The sequence below is a fragment of the Variovorax sp. ZS18.2.2 genome (assembly GCF_024701975.1).
Classification (GTDB): domain Bacteria; phylum Pseudomonadota; class Gammaproteobacteria; order Burkholderiales; family Burkholderiaceae_C; genus Variovorax.
Map to the genome: position 1 here is coordinate 692,593 of NZ_JANLNM010000002.1, position 16,174 is coordinate 708,766.

Genomic DNA, 16,174 nt, shown 5'->3' on the forward strand with positions numbered 1-16,174 from the left:
CTATCCTTGGAAAATCATGAAGCTGCATAACTATTTCCGCTCCTCCTCCTCGTTCCGCGTGCGCATTGCCCTCAGCCTGAAGGGCCTCGACTACGAGTACGTTCCCGTGCACATCGCGCGCGGCGATCACCGCACCGGTCCGTACGCCACCATCTCGGCCGACAAGCTCGTGCCGTTGCTCGAAGACGAAGGCGAGCGCTTCTCGCAATCGATGGCCATCATCGAATACCTCGACGAGACGCACCCCGAGCCGCCGCTGCTGCCGAGCGACCCGGTAGGCCGTGCCCACGTGCGCGCGCTGGCGCAATCGATCGCCTGCGAGATCCATCCGCTCAACAACCTGCGCGTGCTCAAGTACCTCGTGAAGAACCTGAAGCTCGACGACGAAGCCAAGAACGCCTGGTACCGCCACTGGGTGCGCGACGGCATGGAGGCCTTCGAGCGCCAGCTCGCGCTGCATCCGGGCAGCACTTTCTGCTACGGCAACACACCGACGCTGGCCGATTGCTGCCTGGTGCCGCAGGTCTTCAACGGCCGCCGCTTCGACTGCGACTTCAGCGGCCTGCCGCGCAGCATGGCCGCCTTCGACGCCTGCATGCAGCTGGAGGCCTTCCAGCGCGCGCAGCCTTCGCAAGCACCCGACGCGGAAGCCTGAGATTGAACGCCGCCGTCATCGATCCGCGCTGGCTCGTGCCGGACTGGCCCGCACCGTCGAACGTGCGGGCCGTGTGCACCACGCGCGATGGCGGCGTTTCGCACGGCCGCTACGAGAGCCTGAACCTCGGCGATCACGTGGGTGACCTGGCGGCCGATGTCGCAGAGAACCGCCGTCGTCTCGGGCAAGCGATTGCCGCGCGGCCGGTCTTCCTGCAGCAGGTGCACGGCACGGGCGTCGTGACGCTCGATGCCGAATCGGCGCTCGTGCGCGATGCCGTGGTGGCCGATGCCTGCAATGCCACGGCGGTCGGGCTGGCCTGCACCATCATGGTTGCGGACTGCTTGCCCGTGCTCTTCACCGACGAATCGGGCCAAAGGGTGGCTGCCGCGCACGCGGGCTGGCGCGGTCTTGCCGGCGGCGTGCTCGAGGAGGCGGCCCGCTGCTTCGCGTCCGAGCCGCAGGCGGGACCCGCGCATGGCGCCAGCACGGTCATCGCATGGCTCGGCCCGTGTATCGGTCCGAAGGCCTTCGAAGTCGGTGCAGAGGTGAAAGCGGCTTTCGAGGCACATGCGCCCGAAGCTGCAAACTGTTTCAAGCCTGCGGGCGCACCCGGCAAATGGCTGGCGGACCTGCCCGCCCTTGCGCGTCAGCGGCTGCGGGCCGCGGGTGTCGATGCGGTGTATGGCAATGACGGTGGCGATGAGTGGTGCACTGTCAGCAATCCGTCACGTTTCTTTTCGCACCGGCGGGACGGCGTCAGCGGGCGCTTCGCCGCGCTGGTCTGGAAGGCCTGAGTCTTCCGGTTCTTTTGTCGCTGCTTCCGCGGCGGCGCGGCGTGCCGCTTCCTGCGCTTCGGCCTCGCGCTGCTTGATCGCGCGGCGCCGCCCCGGCGTTCCCATCAGGTAAACCACCAGTGCCACGGGCGCCAATCCGTACAAAAGAAATGTGAAGATGGCACCCAGCACGGTACCCGTGGTGTTGGTGGCCTCGGCCACCGCCATCATCACGACGACGTAGAGCCAGCCGATCACGACCAGATGAATGAACACGAGAGGTTTCAGTCGGTAAGAGGAAAGAGCGGCGTTGTCGGTGCCGTGCGAATGCAGGATACTCAAAACACGCACCCATCCGGATTCGACTCAGGCGAGGACCAGGAGACATGATGAAGCAACAAGCGACGGGGGCGGATGCATTCGCGCCCTTTCAGCAGGCACTTTCAGAGGGATGGACCCAGGCGCTGGCATCGTTCCAGCAGTCCGCCGCGAAGGGGGCCTCGGCCTTCGATGTCGGCGGCAGTCCCCTGTGGCAGATGCCGCAAATGCCGCAGATGCCGGGGGGTGCAAAGATGCCCGATCTGCCGAAGATCGCCATCGACCCCCAGAAGCTCCAGTCCATCCAGCAGCAGTACGTCGCGGAAGCCACCGCGCTCTGGGGCCAGGGTTTCCAGGCGAAGCCCGAAGGCGACAAGCGCTTCGCCTCCGATGCATGGGGCAGCAACCCGCTCGCAGCCTTCTCGGCGGCCGTGTACCTGCTCAACGGCCGTACGATGCTGAACATGGCCGAGGCCATCGATGCCGACGAAAAGACCAAGGCGCGCCTGCGCTTCGCGGTCGAGCAATGGATGGCCGCTTCTTCTCCCAGCAACTCGCTGGCCTTCAATGCCGAGGCCCAGAAGAAGGCCATCGACTCGCAGGGCGAGAGCATCGCCAAGGGCATCCAGAACCTGCTCAACGACGTGAAGCAAGGGCACCTGAGCATGACCGACGAGAGCGCCTTCGAAGTGGGGCGCAACGTGGCGACCACCGAGGGCGCGGTGGTGTTCGAGAACGAGTTCTTCCAGCTGCTCGAATACAAGCCGCTCACCGCCAAGGTGTACGAGCGGCCCTTCCTGCTGGTGCCGCCGTGCATCAACAAGTTCTACATCCTCGACCTGCAGCCCGAGAACTCGCTGATCCGCTATGCGAACGAGCAGGGCCATCGCGTGTTCGTGGTGAGCTGGCGCAACCCCGATGAATCACTTGCCAAGGCCACCTGGGACGACTACATCGAGAACGCCGCGATCCAGGCGATCCACACGGTGCAGGACATCAGCGGGAGCAAGCAGATCAATGCGCTCGGCTTCTGCGTGGGCGGCACCATCCTGAGCACCGCGCTGGCCGTGCTCGCGGGGCGCGGCGAAAAGCCGGCCGCCTCGGTCACGCTGCTCACCACGTTTCTCGACTTCAGCGACACCGGCATCCTCGACATCTTCGTGGACGAGACGATGGTCGCGTACCGCGAAATGCAGCTGGGCAAGGGCGGCCTGCTGCCCGGCGGCGACCTGGCTTCCACCTTCAGCTTCCTGCGCCCCAACGACCTCGTGTGGAACTACGTGGTCGGCAATTACCTCAAGGGCGAAACACCGCCGCCCTTCGACCTGCTTTACTGGAACAGCGACGCCACCAACCTGCCGGGTCCGTTCTACGCCTGGTACCTGCGCAACACTTATCACGAGAACAAGCTCGCCAAGCCCAATGCGCTCACGGTGTGCGGCCAGAAGATCGACCTCGGCAAGATCGACATCCCGGCCTACATCTACGGCTCGCGCGAAGACCACATCGTGCCCATCGGCGGCGCGTATGCGTCGACGCAACTGCTGCCGGGCAAGAAGCGCTTCGTCATGGGTGCCTCGGGCCACATCGCCGGCGTGATCAATCCGCCCGCCAAGAAAAAGCGCAGCCACTGGATCCGCGACGACGGCAAGTTTCCGAAGACACAGGCCGAATGGCTGACGGGGGCCGAGGAGCATCCCGGCAGCTGGTGGACCGACTGGGCACAATGGCTCAAGGGCCACGCGGGCAAGCAGGTTGCCGCCCCCAAGACCTACGGCAACGGCAAGGCTTACAAGGCCATCGAGCCGGCACCGGGGCGCTACGTCAAGGCACGAGCTTGAACCGACCTGACAACCACGACTTCAACATCACTTCAACGGAGAACCTCATGGAAGACATCGTCATCGTTTCGGCTGCACGCACTGCGGTCGGCAAGTTCGGCGGCTCGCTCGCCGGCATTGCTGCCACCGAGCTGGGGGCCCTGGTCATCAAGGAAGTGATCGCGCGCGCCAACCTCACGGCCGAGCAGGTCGGCGAGGCCATCATGGGCCAGGTGCTGGCGGCCGGTGCCGGCCAGAACCCCGCGCGCCAAGCGTGGCTCAAGAGCGGCGGCGCCAAGGAAACCCCGGCGCTCACCATCAACGCCGTGTGCGGCTCGGGCCTGAAGGCCGTGATGCTGGCCGCGCAGGCCGTGGCCACGGGCGACAGCGAGATCGTCATCGCCGGCGGCCAGGAGAACATGAGCGCCGCACCGCACGTGCTGCCCAACTCGCGCAACGGCCAGCGCATGGGCGACTGGAAGCTGGTCGACACCATGATCGTGGACGGCCTGTGGGACGTCTACAACCAGTACCACATGGGCATCACCGCCGAGAACGTCGCCAAGAAGTACGGCATCGACCGCGCCGCGCAGGACGAACTGGCGCTCGCCAGCCAGACCAAGGCGGCCGCCGCGCAGGATGCCGGCAAGTTCAAGGACGAGATCGTCGGCGTGAGCATTCCGCAGAAGAAGGGCGATCCGATCGTCTTCAGCCAGGACGAATTCATCAACCGCAAGACCAACGCCGAAGGTCTGGCCGGTCTCCGCCCCGCCTTCGACAAGGCCGGCGGCGTGACCGCGGGCAATGCCTCGGGCCTGAACGACGGCGCTGCCGCCGTGATGGTGATGACGGCCAAGAAGGCCGCCGCGCTCGGCCTGAAGCCGCTCGGCCGCATCGCCAGCTACGCCACCGCCGGCCTCGATCCGGCCATCATGGGCATGGGCCCGGTGCCCGCATCGACCAAGGCGCTGCAGCGCGCCGGCTGGAAGGCGGCCGACCTCGACCTGCTCGAGATCAACGAAGCCTTCGCCGCACAGGCCTGCGCGGTGAACCGCGAAATGGGCTGGGACGTGAACAAGGTCAACGTGAACGGCGGCGCGATCGCCATCGGCCACCCGATCGGCGCGTCGGGCTGCCGCATCCTGGTGACGCTGCTGCACGAAATGCAGCGCCAGAACGCCAAGAAGGGCATTGCCTCGCTGTGCATCGGCGGCGGCATGGGCGTCGCGCTCACCATCGAGCGTTGATCGCCAAGGGCGCCGTCGTTGCCGCTCAGCGCGACATCGATGGCCGCCCGGCCATCGCCGCGCGCCAGCGCACGATCTCGGGGTGCTGTTCGCCGGGCTTGACCCGTACGACGCGCGCGAAGTCCACCGCCACCACGGCAGTGACGTCGGCCTGACTGAACCTGTCGGTGGCGACGAATTCGCGGCCGGCCAGCCGGTCGTTCAGCGTCTGGAAAAAGTGCTGCACCCGCGTCAGCCCGCGCTGCGCGAGTTCGGGAATCTGGGCGTAGTTCATTGGGCCGGGCAGGGCCCGGTCGGCCATGGCGGGCGAGCTGTTGCGCAGCGCCTCGGCAATCGGCAGCAAACCCTCGAACTCGATGCGCCAGTTCCAGCTGGCGATCTCCGCCTTTTCGATGGGCGTGCGGCCCAGCAGCGGCGGCTCGGGGTAGCGCGCTTCCAGCCAGGCCGCGATGGCGGCGTTGTCGGTCAGCAGGCCGTCTTCCTCGGTGTGCAGCGCCGGCACCGTGCACTGCGGATTGATCGCGCGGTAGGCGTCGCCCAATTGCTCACCACGAACCAGATCGACCTGCACCGTCTCGTGGGCAATGCCCTTCTCTGCAAGCAGGATGCGCGCGCGGCGCGGACTCGGCGCGGTGGCGCAGTCATAGAGAATGATCATCGTCTGTCCAACTCCCGGGATTCATTGCATGAATGGCACGACCGCCTACACGCCGCCCACCGTCTGGTCCTGGAACAAGGAAAGCGGCGGCCGCTTCGCGAACATCAACCGCCCCATCGCAGGCGCCACCCATGAGAAGGACCTGCCGGTGGGCAAGCACCCGCTGCAACTCTATTCGCTGGCGACGCCCAATGGCGTGAAAGTGACGGTGATGCTCGAAGAACTGCTGGCGCTGGGCCATGCGGGCGCCGAATACGACGCCTGGCTGATCCGCATCAGCGAGGGCGACCAGTTCGGCAGCGGCTTCGTGGCGGTGAACCCGAATTCCAAGATACCCGCGCTCATGGACCGCAGCGGCGCCACGCCGATCCGGGTGTTCGAGTCGGGCGCGATCCTGCAGTACCTGGCCGAGAAGTTCGGCAACGCGTTCTTTCCGACCGAGCGGGCGGCGCGCGCCGAATGCCTGTCGTGGCTGTTCTGGCAGATGGGCAGCGCGCCGTACCTGGGCGGCGGGTTCGGGCACTTCTATGCCTACGCGCCGACGAAGATCGAATACGCCATCGACCGTTTCGCGATGGAAGTGAAGCGCCAGCTCGACGTGCTCGACCGCCGGCTGTCCGAAAGCCGATACCTGGCCGGCGACGACTACACGATTGCCGACATCGCCGTCTGGCCCTGGTACGGCGCGCTCGCCAAGGGGCAGCTCTACGAATCGGGCGAGTTCCTGCAGGTGAGCGAATACAGGAACGTGCTGCGCTGGAACGAGGAGATCGCGCAACGCCCCGCGGCGCAGCGCGGCCGCATGGTCAATCGCGCCTGGGGCCAGCCCGAGAGCCAGCTGCACGAGCGCCACGACGCCGGCGATTTCGACACCCGGACGCAGGACAAGCTCGGCGCGGCGGGCTGAGCACCGCAGCCCGACTTGTTCACCGCCTGATTTTTAAGCAAAGTGTGGAATCCCTTTGTAAAACAACGAGTTAAATTCGTTTTACAAGGCTCCACATGAGTTGTCCCCAAAGTTGTGCACAGAAAATGGGGATGAGATCGCAGGCCTGAGATGCCGCCTGCAAGTTGGCGCAATACCACAAGAAAAAGGCTTTTCAGGCGTTCGCCGAAGCCGTTTCGCCCGCCGCGTAATGCCGGCACAGCGTGTCCACCAGCGCCTGTGCGTAGACCGGCAGCGCCGCCCGGTTGCGCACCAGCAGATACCGCTCCCGCACGCACCACGCATCGGCGAGGTCGATCAGCGCGAGCTGCATGCTCTCCCGGTTGCGCCGCGCCGCCGACTCGGGCACCACGCCGATGCCCACGCCGCTGCCGATCATCCGGCACATCGCATCGAAGCTGCCGAGTTGGATGCGCAGCTTCTGGCGCTTGCCGAGGTTGTCGGTGATCTGCGCGAGAAAGGTCTGCAGCGTGCTGCCCTGCTGCATGCCGATCGCGTCTTCGTCCAGCGTCTCGGCGAATGAAATCTTCCGGCGCTTGGCGAAGCGGTGCTTGCGCGAGGTGACCAGCACCAGCCGGTCAGTGCTGAAGTGGATCGCCTCCAGCCCCAGCGTGTCGACGCGGCCCGCGACGATGCCGATGTCGGCGCGGCCGTCGAGCACGCCGCGCGGGATCTGAGCATTCGGTTTTTCCTGAAGGTCGACGTTGATGCGCGGGTTCTGCGCGAGAAAGCCCGGCAGGATTTCGGGCAGGAAATCAGTCACCGCGGTGGTGTTGGCGAACACGCGCAGATGGCCGCGCAGGCCGCCGCCGTATTCGAGCAGGTCGTCGCGCAGCTGTTCGGTCTGGTGCAGCACCAGGCGTGCGTGGTGAAGAAAGGCTTCTCCCGGTGGAAGGAGGCGCACGCCGCGTGCCTCGCGCTGCAGCAGTTGCAGCCCGGCCTGCGTCTCGAGCGCCTTGATGCGCGCGCTGGCCGCGGCGAGCGACAGGTGCTGCCGCTCCGCCGCCCGCGTGAGGTTGCCGAGTTCGGCGGTGGCGACAAAAAGGCGCAGGTCGGTCAGGTCGAAAAGCATGGCGCATCGTAGCCAAGCCTTCGGAAATCCAGAAGCCTGGGTTCCGAAATCGCAGATTGCGCGCGGTGCCATGGCGAAGGACCATGCGGCCATGGAGACAAAGACAATGACATTCCGCGCCCTCGCGCTTCTTTCGCTCGCCGCCGCAGCCACGCTGATTGCCGCGAGCCCCGCCACCGCACAGCCGTATCCCTCGCGCCCCATCACGCTCGTCGTGCCGCAGGCCGCGGGCGGCACCAACGACATCGTCGGCCGCCTCGTCGGCCAGAAGCTCGGCGAGGTGATGAACAACGCCAGCGTGGTCGTCGACAACCGGCCCGGCGCGGGCGGCAACATCGGCACGCAGCTGGTCGCCAAGGGCCCGAAGGACGGCTACACGCTGCTCATGACCATCAGCAGCAGCCAGGCCATCAACCCGGCGCTCTACAAGAACCCGGGCTTCGATCCGGTGAAGGACTTCAAGCCCGTCGGCCTGATCGGCGCGGTGCCCAACGTGCTGCTCGTGAACCCCACGTTCCCAGCGAAGAACTTCGCCGAGTTCCTGAAGCTCGCGCGGGAGAAGGGCGCGAACTACCAATACGCCTCGGCCGGCAACGGCACGCTCAACCACCTGCTGGGCGAAATGCTCAACAGCATGGCGGGCATCTCGATGCAGCACGTGCCCTACAAGGGCGTGGCGCCGGCGCTCAACGACGTGCTGGGCGGGCAGTTGCCCATCGTGTTCGCGAGCCTGCCTTCGGCGCTCTCGCACATCAAGGCCGGCAAGCTGCGCGCATTGGCCGTGAGTGGCGACAGGCGCTCGTCGGTGCTGCCCGACGTGCCCACCATCGCCGAGGCGGTGCCGGGCTACAACGGCACGCTGTGGATCGGCCTCTTCGCGCCCGCGGGCGTGCCGGCCGACGTGCTGGCCACGCTGCAGGACGCGACGCGCAAGGCGCTGGCCGCCAAGGACCTGCGCGACAAGCTCGACCAGCAGGGCGTCGAGATCGCGGCGCCCACCACGCCCGAGCAATTTTCGAAACTGCTGCAGGACGACCTCGCCAAGTGGGCGCGGATCGTCAAGGCCTCAGGCGCTGCGGTCGATTGAAGAAGCATGAACTCTGTAAACCTCATCCCATCGATCGACGCCGACGCGCTCGCGAAGCTCCAGGCCTGGCAAGGCCGCAGCGAGACGCTGGCCGACGACATCACGGCCGCGCCCGTGCGCGCACTCTCCGCCACGCTCGACCGCGACGATGCGCCGTCGGCAGCCGGCACGCACCTGCCCGCGCTCTGGCACTGGCTCTACTTCCTGCCGCATCACCGCCAATCGGAGATCGGCGAGGACGGCCATGCCAGGCGCGGCGGGTTCCTGCCGCCCGTGCCGCTGCCGCGCCGCATGTGGGCGGGTGGACGATTGAATTGGGAAGCGGGCAACCCGCTGCAGGTCGGCGACAGGATCGAGCGCACCTCGACCATCGCCTCGGTCACCCACAAGGCCGGCCGCAGCGGCGAGCTGGTGTTCGTGCTCGTGCGCCACGAGGTGCGCAACGAACGCGGCCTTGCGCTGACCGAGGAGCACGACATCGTCTACCGCGCCGCCGCCGCACCCGGCGAGAAGGCGCCACCGCCCACGCCCGCCCCGAAGGACGCCGCCTTTAGCCGCGAGATCGTTCCTGACGACGTGCTGCTGTTCCGCTACTCGGCGCTCACCTTCAACGGCCACCGCATCCACTACGACCGGCGCTATGTGACCGAGGTCGAGGGCTATCCGGGCCTGATCGTGCACGGCCCGCTGATCGCGACGCTGCTGGTCGACCTGCTGCGCCGCAACGTGCCGGGGGCGCAGCTCGCGCGCTTCGAGTTCCGCGCCGTGCGGCCGACCTTCGACATCGCGCCGTTCCGCGTCCATGGCAAGCCGGCTGCGGACAACAAGACCTTCAGCCTCTGGGGCGAAGACGCCGACGGCTGGCTCACGATGCAGGCCACGGCCGTGCTGGCTTGAGGAAAGACACATACATGACAAGACCTCTGGACGGCGTCACCGTCATCTCGCTCGAACACGCGATCGCCGCGCCGTTCTGCACCCGGCAGTTGGCCGATCTCGGCGCCCGCGTCATCAAGGTGGAGCGCCCCGAGGTGGGCGACTTCGCGCGCGCCTACGACGGACGCGTGGGCGGCGAGGCCTCGCACTTCGTCTGGGTGAACCGCTCGAAGGAAAGCCTCACGCTCGATCTGAAGCAACCCGCCGCGCTCGCGGTGCTGCAGGAGCTGGTCGCCGATGCCGATGTGCTGGTGCAGAACCTTGCGCCCGGCGCGGCCGCACGCATGGGGCTCGGCGCCGACGTGCTGCAGGCGAAGCATCCGCGTCTGATCGTCTGCGACATCTCGGGCTATGGCGAAGACGGCCCATACCGCGACAAGAAGGCCTACGACCTGCTGATCCAGAGCGAGGCGGGTTTCCTGTCGGTCACCGGCACGCCGGACGATCCATGCAAGTCGGGTAACTCCATCGCCGACATCGCGGCCGGCATGTATGCCTACACCGGCATCCTCGCGGCGCTGCTCCAGCGCGGCAAGACCGGCAAGGGCTCGCACATCGACGTGTCGATGCTCGAATCGCTCGCCGAGTGGATGGGCTACCCGATGTACTACGCCTACGAAGGCGCGCCGCCGCCGCCGCGCAGCGCCGCCTCGCACGCGACCATCTATCCCTATGGCCCGTTTCCCGCGGGCGACGGCGGCACGGTGATGCTGGGCCTGCAGAACGAGCGCGAGTGGCGCACCTTCTGCGAGAAGGTGCTGCTGCAGGCGGGACTCGCGAGCGATGCGCGCTTCGACAGCAACGCACGGCGCAACGAACACCGCGAAGCGCTGCGCGCGATCATCGTGGAGACCTTCGGCGCACTGAGCACGGCGCAGGTGCTCGAGCGGCTCGACGCGGCGCAGATCGCCAATGCGCGCATGAACGACATGGCGGGGCTCTGGGCGCATCCGCAACTGCAGGCGCGCGACCGCTGGCGGCAGGTGGGTTCGCCCGCCGGCGACATTCCGGCGCTGCTGCCGGCAGGGCGGCAGAGTGCGTTCGACTACCGCATGGATGCGATCCCGGCGGTCGGGGAACACACCGAGGCGATCCTGCGCAGCCTGGGCCGCGGCGAGGCGGAGATCGCGGCGTTGCGCGAGGCGAGGGCGGTTTGAACTCGACGCTCGCGCTGGCGCGCACCTTTCTGTTCGTGCCCGCCGACCGGCCCGAGCGTCATGCGCGGGCGCTGGCCACCGGCACGGGCGGCGTGATCGTCGATCTGGAGGACGCGGTGGCGCCCGAGCGCAAGGTGTCGGCGCGCGGAGGCCTCGCGGCCTCGTTCGCCGCGTTGCCTGAAGCTGGCCGCCAACGCTTGCTGGTGCGCATCAATGCGAGCGGCACGCCATGGCACGACGACGACCGCACGGCAGTGGCCGCGCTGGTTGCGCAAGGCCTGATCGCAGGCGTGGTGCTGCCCAAGGCCGAGCATGCCGACGATCTGCGGCGGCTGGCCGAAGCCATCGGCCCGAAAGGCCTGCTCGTACCCCTGATCGAATCGGCGACGGGCCTCGCAGCGGTCGATGAACTCGCCGCAGCGCCGCAGGTGCTCCGGCTCGCGTTCGGCAATCTCGATTTCCAGGCCGACATCGGCCTGGCCTGCGATGCCGACGAAGCCGAACTGGTGCCGGTGCGCCTCGCATTGCTGCTGGCCACGCGCCGCGCCGGCCTGCCCGCACCCATCGATGGCGTGACCGCCGACTGGCGCGACACGCAACGCCTCGCCGCCGACACGGCGCGCGCGCGCCGCGGCGGCTTTGGCGCCAAGCTCTGCATCCATCCCGACCAAGTCGCCTCGGTGCATGCCGCACTCGGCCCGAGCGCCGATGAACTCGCATGGGCGCGCCGCGTGATCGACGCGATCCGGTCCGTGGGCGGCGGCGTGGTCAGCCTCGACGGCCGCATGGTCGATGCGCCGGTGGTGCGCCTCGCCGAACGCCTGCTCGCGCTCGATGCGCAGCCGCCGCCCTGAACGACGCTGAACGAACGAAGAAGACAGATCCAACAACCTAGGAGACAAAAAGTGAACCTGAAGAAGAACTGGAAAACACGAACCCTGCTGGCCGCATCGCTGGGCGCATGCCTCATGGCCGCGCAATCGCCCGCGACCGCGCAGGCGCACTGGCCCGACAAGCCCATCACCATGGTCGTGCCGTACTCGGCCGGCGGCCCCACCGACGTGGTGGCGCGCATGCTGGCCATTCCCATGGGCAAGTCGCTGGGACAGACGGTGATCGTCGAGAACACCGTGGGCGCGGGCGGCACCATCGCGCCGACGCGCGTGGCCAAGGCGGCGCCCAATGGCTACACCATCCTCATCCACCACATGGGCATGGCTACCGCGCCCGCGCTCTACAAGAAGCTCAACTACGACCCGCTGAAGGACTTCGAGTACATCGGCCAGGTGCTCGATGTGCCGATGACGCTGCTCTCGCGCAAGGACTTTCCCGCCAGCACCTACCCCGAGCTGCTGGCCTACGTGAAGGCCAACAAGGACAAGGTCACGCTGGCGAATGCGGGCGTGGGCGCGGTGTCGCAACTGTGCGGGCTGCTTTTCATGAACCAGATCGGCGTGCAGCTGACCACGGTTCCGTACAAGGGCGCGGGCCCGGCGCTCAACGACCTGATGGGCGGGCAGGTCGACCTCTTGTGCGACCAGACCACGCAGACCGCGCCGGTCATCAAGGACGGCAACCGCGTGAAGGTGTTCGGCGTGACCACGCCCAAGCGGCTGTCGAGCATGCCCAACATCCCGACGCTCGACGAGCAGGGCTTGAAGGGCTTCGACGTGCGGGTATGGCACGGCGTGTACGCGCCCAAGGGCACGCCGCCGGCCGTGGTCGAGAAGCTGAACGTGGCCTTGCGCGCTGCGCTGCAGGACGACATGGTCAAGCACCGCCTGGCGGAACTCAGCTCGGAGATCGTGCCGCTGGACAAGCAGACCCCCGAGAGCCTGCGCACGCACCTCGCGGCGGAGGTGGAGAAGTGGGGCAAGGTGATCCGCGCTGCGGGCGTGCAGGCGGACTGAAGCCTCGCCTCGCCGATCGAAAAGGCGGGCCTACTTCTTCCGGCTCCTCTCCGGTTTCAGCGGTCGCTGCCATCCCCGCATGTAGGCGATCAGCGATTGCGAGAAGTGATTGGCGGCCAGGGACAGCCGCCGGGAGTAGCTCGCGACCAGCGTCGCGCGCGCCGATCGCAGCGATGCATCCGTGAGTGGAATCGCCACCACCTTGCCGGCCTCGATCAGCGGAGCGACGACGTCGCTGGGCTGGAAGGTGATTAGCTCGGACTCCGCCACCAGCCGGCTCGCAAAGGACAGCGAATTCGTCTCGATGGCGATGTTCAGCTTGAACCTGCCCTTGGAGCTGACGCGGTCGACCAGCTGGCGCAGGCCGAATGACCGATCGGGCAGTGCGAGGGGAATGTCGGCCACTTGCGCGAGCGTGCAACTGCGATGTTGGGCGACGCGATGCTCGGGCGAAGCGATCACGCACAGGGGCTGGTCGATCTTTTGAAGCTCGATGAGGTCGGGGCGCGGCGAGGCACCGAACAGGATGCCCAGGTCGTACTTGTGCTCCGCCACGGACTCTCCCACCGCATGCGACCCCATGAGGTCGAGCGAGAACGTGATGCCCGGATGCGTGGCGATGAAGCTCGGCATGAAGTTGGAGAGCAAGCCATGCAGGATGCCTTCGACGCAGCCGACCCGTACATGGCCCTTGGCCAGCGTCTCGTACTCGTGAATCTGGCCCTTCAGGTCGGCCAGTTGTGTCTTGTTGTCCTGTGCATAGCGAAGCAGAAGCTCGCCGGCCGCGGTCAGGGTCATGCCCCGTGCATGGCGTTCGAAGACGGGCACGCCCAGTTCATCTTCCAGCAACGCGATCTGCCGGCTCACGGCGCTCTGGGCCACGAAGAGCTTTTCCGCCGCGACGCGCACCGAGCCGAAGGCCGCGACTTCGTGAAAGTACCGGAGGGTTGTGGATTCGATCATGGGCGGACTCTACGGGAAGGCTGGGCCTGGGCTCGACGCTCAGATCGCGGCCCGCGCGGGCCGTGTCAGCATCCGCCCGGCGCGCGCGAGCACCTTCGCTTCGCCCTGGCCGCCGCGATAGGCCAGCACGCCATTCACGAACACGCGCTCCACACCTTCGCTCACGCCGTGCGGCTTGTCGTAGGTCGCGGTGTCGGCGATGGTCTCCGGGTCGAACACCACCACGTCGGCCATCGTGCCGACGCGCAGCAGGCCGCGATCGGCGATGCGCAGGTTGCGCGCGGTCATGCCGGTCATCTTGTGCACGGCCTGCTCCAGCGTGAAGAGGCGGCGCTGGCGCCAGTAGCGCGCGAACACGCGCGGGAACGCACCCCACAGGCGTGGATGCGGATGCTTGTCATGCGGCAGACCGTCGCTGCCGATCATCGTGAGCGGGTGTGCGATGACGCGCTCCACGTCTTCCTCCTGCATCAGGAAATAGCAGGCGCCGCCGGGCTTCAGCCGAACAGCGGCTTCCTGCTGCGTCACTTCCCATTCGCGTGCGATGTCGGAGATCAAGCGGCCGGTCATCTCGGGGTACGGTTCGGACCAGGTCAGCAGCACGTCGATCACGCCGTCGACCATGTCTTCGCGCAGCACGGTGGAGCCGGCCACATAGGGGTACACGTCCATGGCGATCTGTTGGCGCTTTGCCAGGGATTCGATGAGCGGCAGCGTCTCCTTGGTGCGACCCCAGTTGGCGGGGCTTGCGCATTTGTGATGCGAGATGACCAGCGGCACGCCCGCGTTGAAGGCCGAGTCGCCGGCCTCGTGCAGCGCTTCGATGATCTGCTGCATCTCGCTGCGCAGGTGCGTGGCATACACGCCGCCATGGCGCGCCACGACGCGGGCGAGGGCGGTCACTTCCTCTGCGGGTGCGGCGAAGGCCTCTTCGTAGAACAGACCGGACGACAGGCCATGCGCGCCATCGGCCATGCAACTGTCGAGCAGCGCTTCCATGCGCGCAAGCTCGTCCGCGCTAGCGGGCCGGTCGAGCGCCTGCATCGTCGCGAAGCGCAGCGTGGTGTGGCCGACGAGCGCCGCCACGTTGAGCGCAGGCTGCGTTGCATCGACCGCGGCGCGGTACTCGGCCATCGTCGCGTGCTGGAACGAATCGGCGCCCAGCAGCGTGAGCGGCGGCTTCGACTGCGGCGTGCGGTACGGCGCGAGCGAGATGCCGCAGTTGCCGGTAACGACCGTGGTGATGCCCTGCGACACCTTCGGCAGGCACAGCGGGTCGCGCAGCACGATCGCATCGTCGTGCGTGTGCGCGTCGATGAAGCCGGGCGCGATGACCTTCGCGCGGCAATCGACGATGTCGAGGTCGGCCAGCACCAGGCCCTCGGGCAGCCGCCCGCGCAGGCCTTCGCCGAGCGCGAGGATGCGGTCGCCTTGCAGCAGCACGTCACCGGGCCACGAGGGACCGCCGGAGCCGTCGACGACCAGGCCGCCTTCGAGCAATGTGGCGCCGTTCTTCTGTGTGTTCATGGCGGGGTTCGCTGTCTTGCTCAGAAATGGATGACCACGGCATCGCTCACGCGGTAGTCGTTCTCGACGACGGGCATCCAGTGCCACTTGTCGAAGGTGGTGCAGGGATGCGAGATGCCAAGGCCTACACGTTCGCCGACCACGGGCGCCAGCGCTTCGTCGGCCACGTCCCAGCGCAGATAGGCGTGCTGGTCGTTGAGCGCGGTGACTCTCCAGCTCGCAGGCACGGCTTGCGGCTGCAAGGCGCCGCGTGCCGCGCGCGCGATGGGAACGGGCATCGACATGTCGAAAGAAATGTCGCGCTTGCCGACCGAGAGAATCGCCAGGCCCGGCTCGGGCCGCGACTGCACGTTGGCCCAGACCTCCATCGCCGGCGTCAGGCCTTCTCCGCACCCGCAGCCCATGCGCTCGTCCACTGCGTTGACCAGGCGCTTGTAGAAGCCGTGGTCGTGCGTGACGTAGCAGCCCGAGCGCAGCAGGCCCCGCACGGGCGAACCCAGCACAGGCTTCAGGCGCCCGGCCACGAGATCGAAGATGGCCGAGCCGCCGGCCGAGACCAGCACCTCGTCGGTCTCGAAGAGCTTCTGCGTATCGCAGTGGCGTGCGATGGCTTCGATCCGGTCCATCAGGGCCTTGGCGAAGGCTGTGTCCACCTCGGTGGACCCGGTGGCATTCAAGCCTTCGTAGCTCTCGATGCCCACCAGCTTCGCGGCGTTGCTGGAACGCAGTGCGCTGGCAACGGCAATCGCTTCTTCGTGCGTGCGGCAACCGGTGCGTCCTCCGTCGATACCGATCTCGAGCATCACTTCGAACGGTACGCTCGCCGGGTGGCGCTTGGCCCAGTCTTCGATGAGGCCGAGCTGCGCCAGCGAATCAACGAGGAACACGATGCGCAGACCTGCATTCGCACTCAACAGCATCTGGATGCCCGCCAGGTCTTCATCGCTCACCACCTGGTTGGCAATGAGCGTGCGCCGCGCCCCGGCCGCCACGCCCACGGCCAGCTGCGTGACAGTCGCGAAGGTCAGGCCCCAGGCGCCCGCATCCAATTGCCTCTGGAAGAGCTGCGGCGACATCGTGGTCTTGCCGTGCGGCGCAAGGT

Annotated in this window: 16 protein-coding genes; 10 read left to right on the forward strand and 6 right to left on the reverse strand. The window is 67.2% G+C overall.

Going from position 1 to position 16,174, the window contains the following annotated elements:
- Positions 1 to 16: 16 nt before the first annotated feature.
- Together maiA and pgeF are read left to right on the forward strand one after the other, a co-directional pair.
- Positions 17 to 655 (forward strand): maleylacetoacetate isomerase, encoded by a 639-nt coding sequence (maiA, locus tag NU688_RS13685; protein ID WP_257861178.1) that lies wholly within the window; start codon positions 17 to 19, stop codon positions 653 to 655.
- Positions 656 to 657: 2 nt separating this feature from the next.
- Positions 658 to 1,452 (forward strand): peptidoglycan editing factor PgeF, encoded by a 795-nt coding sequence (pgeF, locus tag NU688_RS13690; RefSeq protein ID WP_257861179.1) that lies wholly within the window; start codon positions 658 to 660, stop codon positions 1,450 to 1,452.
- Here pgeF and NU688_RS13695 read toward each other — a convergent pair.
- On the reverse strand, positions 1,384 to 1,707 hold the full coding sequence (locus NU688_RS13695; protein ID WP_257861211.1) for a hypothetical protein: 324 nt from the start codon (positions 1,705 to 1,707) through the stop codon (positions 1,384 to 1,386). The genes pgeF and NU688_RS13695 overlap by 69 nt on opposite strands.
- 113 nt (positions 1,708 to 1,820) lie before the next feature.
- Between NU688_RS13695 and phaC the strand changes: the two genes are divergently transcribed.
- Both phaC and NU688_RS13705 read left to right on the forward strand, forming a co-directional pair.
- Entirely contained in the window at positions 1,821 to 3,590 is a 1,770-nt protein-coding gene (gene phaC / locus NU688_RS13700) for a class I poly(R)-hydroxyalkanoic acid synthase (RefSeq protein WP_257861212.1), read from the forward strand.
- 47 nt (positions 3,591 to 3,637) lie between these two features.
- Positions 3,638 to 4,816 carry an acetyl-CoA C-acetyltransferase gene (locus tag NU688_RS13705; protein WP_257861214.1) on the forward strand — a complete coding sequence of 393 codons (1,179 nt, stop codon included), beginning with the start codon at positions 3,638 to 3,640 and terminating at the stop codon, positions 4,814 to 4,816.
- A 25-nt stretch (positions 4,817 to 4,841) separates the two neighbouring features.
- On the opposite strand, the gene NU688_RS13710 is transcribed toward NU688_RS13705, so the two are convergent.
- Positions 4,842 to 5,474 (reverse strand): glutathione S-transferase family protein, encoded by a 633-nt coding sequence (locus tag NU688_RS13710; RefSeq protein WP_257861180.1) that lies wholly within the window; start codon positions 5,472 to 5,474, stop codon positions 4,842 to 4,844.
- 28 nt (positions 5,475 to 5,502) lie between these two features.
- Here NU688_RS13710 and yghU point away from each other — a divergent pair, with 28 nt between their 5' ends.
- A complete protein-coding gene (yghU, locus tag NU688_RS13715; protein ID WP_257861181.1) occupies positions 5,503 to 6,381 on the forward strand; it encodes a glutathione-dependent disulfide-bond oxidoreductase in 879 nt (292 codons plus the stop codon).
- A gap of 193 nt (positions 6,382 to 6,574) precedes the next feature.
- Here the strand turns inward: yghU and NU688_RS13720 are convergent, their stop codons facing one another.
- Entirely contained in the window at positions 6,575 to 7,492 is a 918-nt protein-coding gene (locus tag NU688_RS13720) for a LysR family transcriptional regulator (protein ID WP_257861182.1), read from the reverse strand.
- A gap of 106 nt (positions 7,493 to 7,598) precedes the next feature.
- Here NU688_RS13720 and NU688_RS13725 point away from each other — a divergent pair, with 106 nt between their 5' ends.
- From NU688_RS13725 to NU688_RS13745, 5 genes are all read left to right on the forward strand, one after another.
- On the forward strand, positions 7,599 to 8,579 hold the full coding sequence (locus NU688_RS13725; protein WP_257861183.1) for a tripartite tricarboxylate transporter substrate binding protein: 981 nt from the start codon (positions 7,599 to 7,601) through the stop codon (positions 8,577 to 8,579).
- Between the two features lie 6 nt (positions 8,580 to 8,585).
- Entirely contained in the window at positions 8,586 to 9,476 is an 891-nt protein-coding gene (locus tag NU688_RS13730) for a MaoC family dehydratase N-terminal domain-containing protein (protein ID WP_257861184.1), read from the forward strand.
- 14 nt (positions 9,477 to 9,490) lie between these two features.
- A complete protein-coding gene (locus tag NU688_RS13735) occupies positions 9,491 to 10,672 on the forward strand; it encodes a CaiB/BaiF CoA-transferase family protein (protein ID WP_257861185.1) in 1,182 nt (393 codons plus the stop codon).
- Entirely contained in the window at positions 10,669 to 11,526 is an 858-nt protein-coding gene (locus NU688_RS13740) for a CoA ester lyase (protein WP_257861186.1), read from the forward strand. The genes NU688_RS13735 and NU688_RS13740 overlap by 4 nt, the downstream gene beginning before the upstream one ends.
- Positions 11,527 to 11,640: 114 nt before the next feature.
- Positions 11,641 to 12,582, forward strand: a complete 942-nt coding sequence (locus tag NU688_RS13745) for a tripartite tricarboxylate transporter substrate-binding protein (protein ID WP_374684650.1) — start codon at positions 11,641 to 11,643, stop codon at positions 12,580 to 12,582.
- 30 nt (positions 12,583 to 12,612) lie between these two features.
- On the opposite strand, the gene NU688_RS13750 is transcribed toward NU688_RS13745, so the two are convergent.
- From NU688_RS13750 to NU688_RS13760, 3 genes are all read right to left on the reverse strand, one after another.
- The gene (locus NU688_RS13750; RefSeq protein WP_257861188.1) at positions 12,613 to 13,545 is read right to left on the reverse strand and encodes a LysR family transcriptional regulator; all 933 of its coding nucleotides are present in this window, start codon (positions 13,543 to 13,545) and stop codon (positions 12,613 to 12,615) included.
- A 39-nt stretch (positions 13,546 to 13,584) separates the two neighbouring features.
- On the reverse strand, positions 13,585 to 15,072 hold the full coding sequence (locus NU688_RS13755; RefSeq protein ID WP_257861189.1) for an amidohydrolase family protein: 1,488 nt from the start codon (positions 15,070 to 15,072) through the stop codon (positions 13,585 to 13,587).
- A gap of 20 nt (positions 15,073 to 15,092) precedes the next feature.
- Positions 15,093 to 16,174: alanine racemase (locus tag NU688_RS13760; RefSeq protein ID WP_257861190.1), on the reverse strand; the 1,082-nt coding region annotated here is incomplete at its 5' end.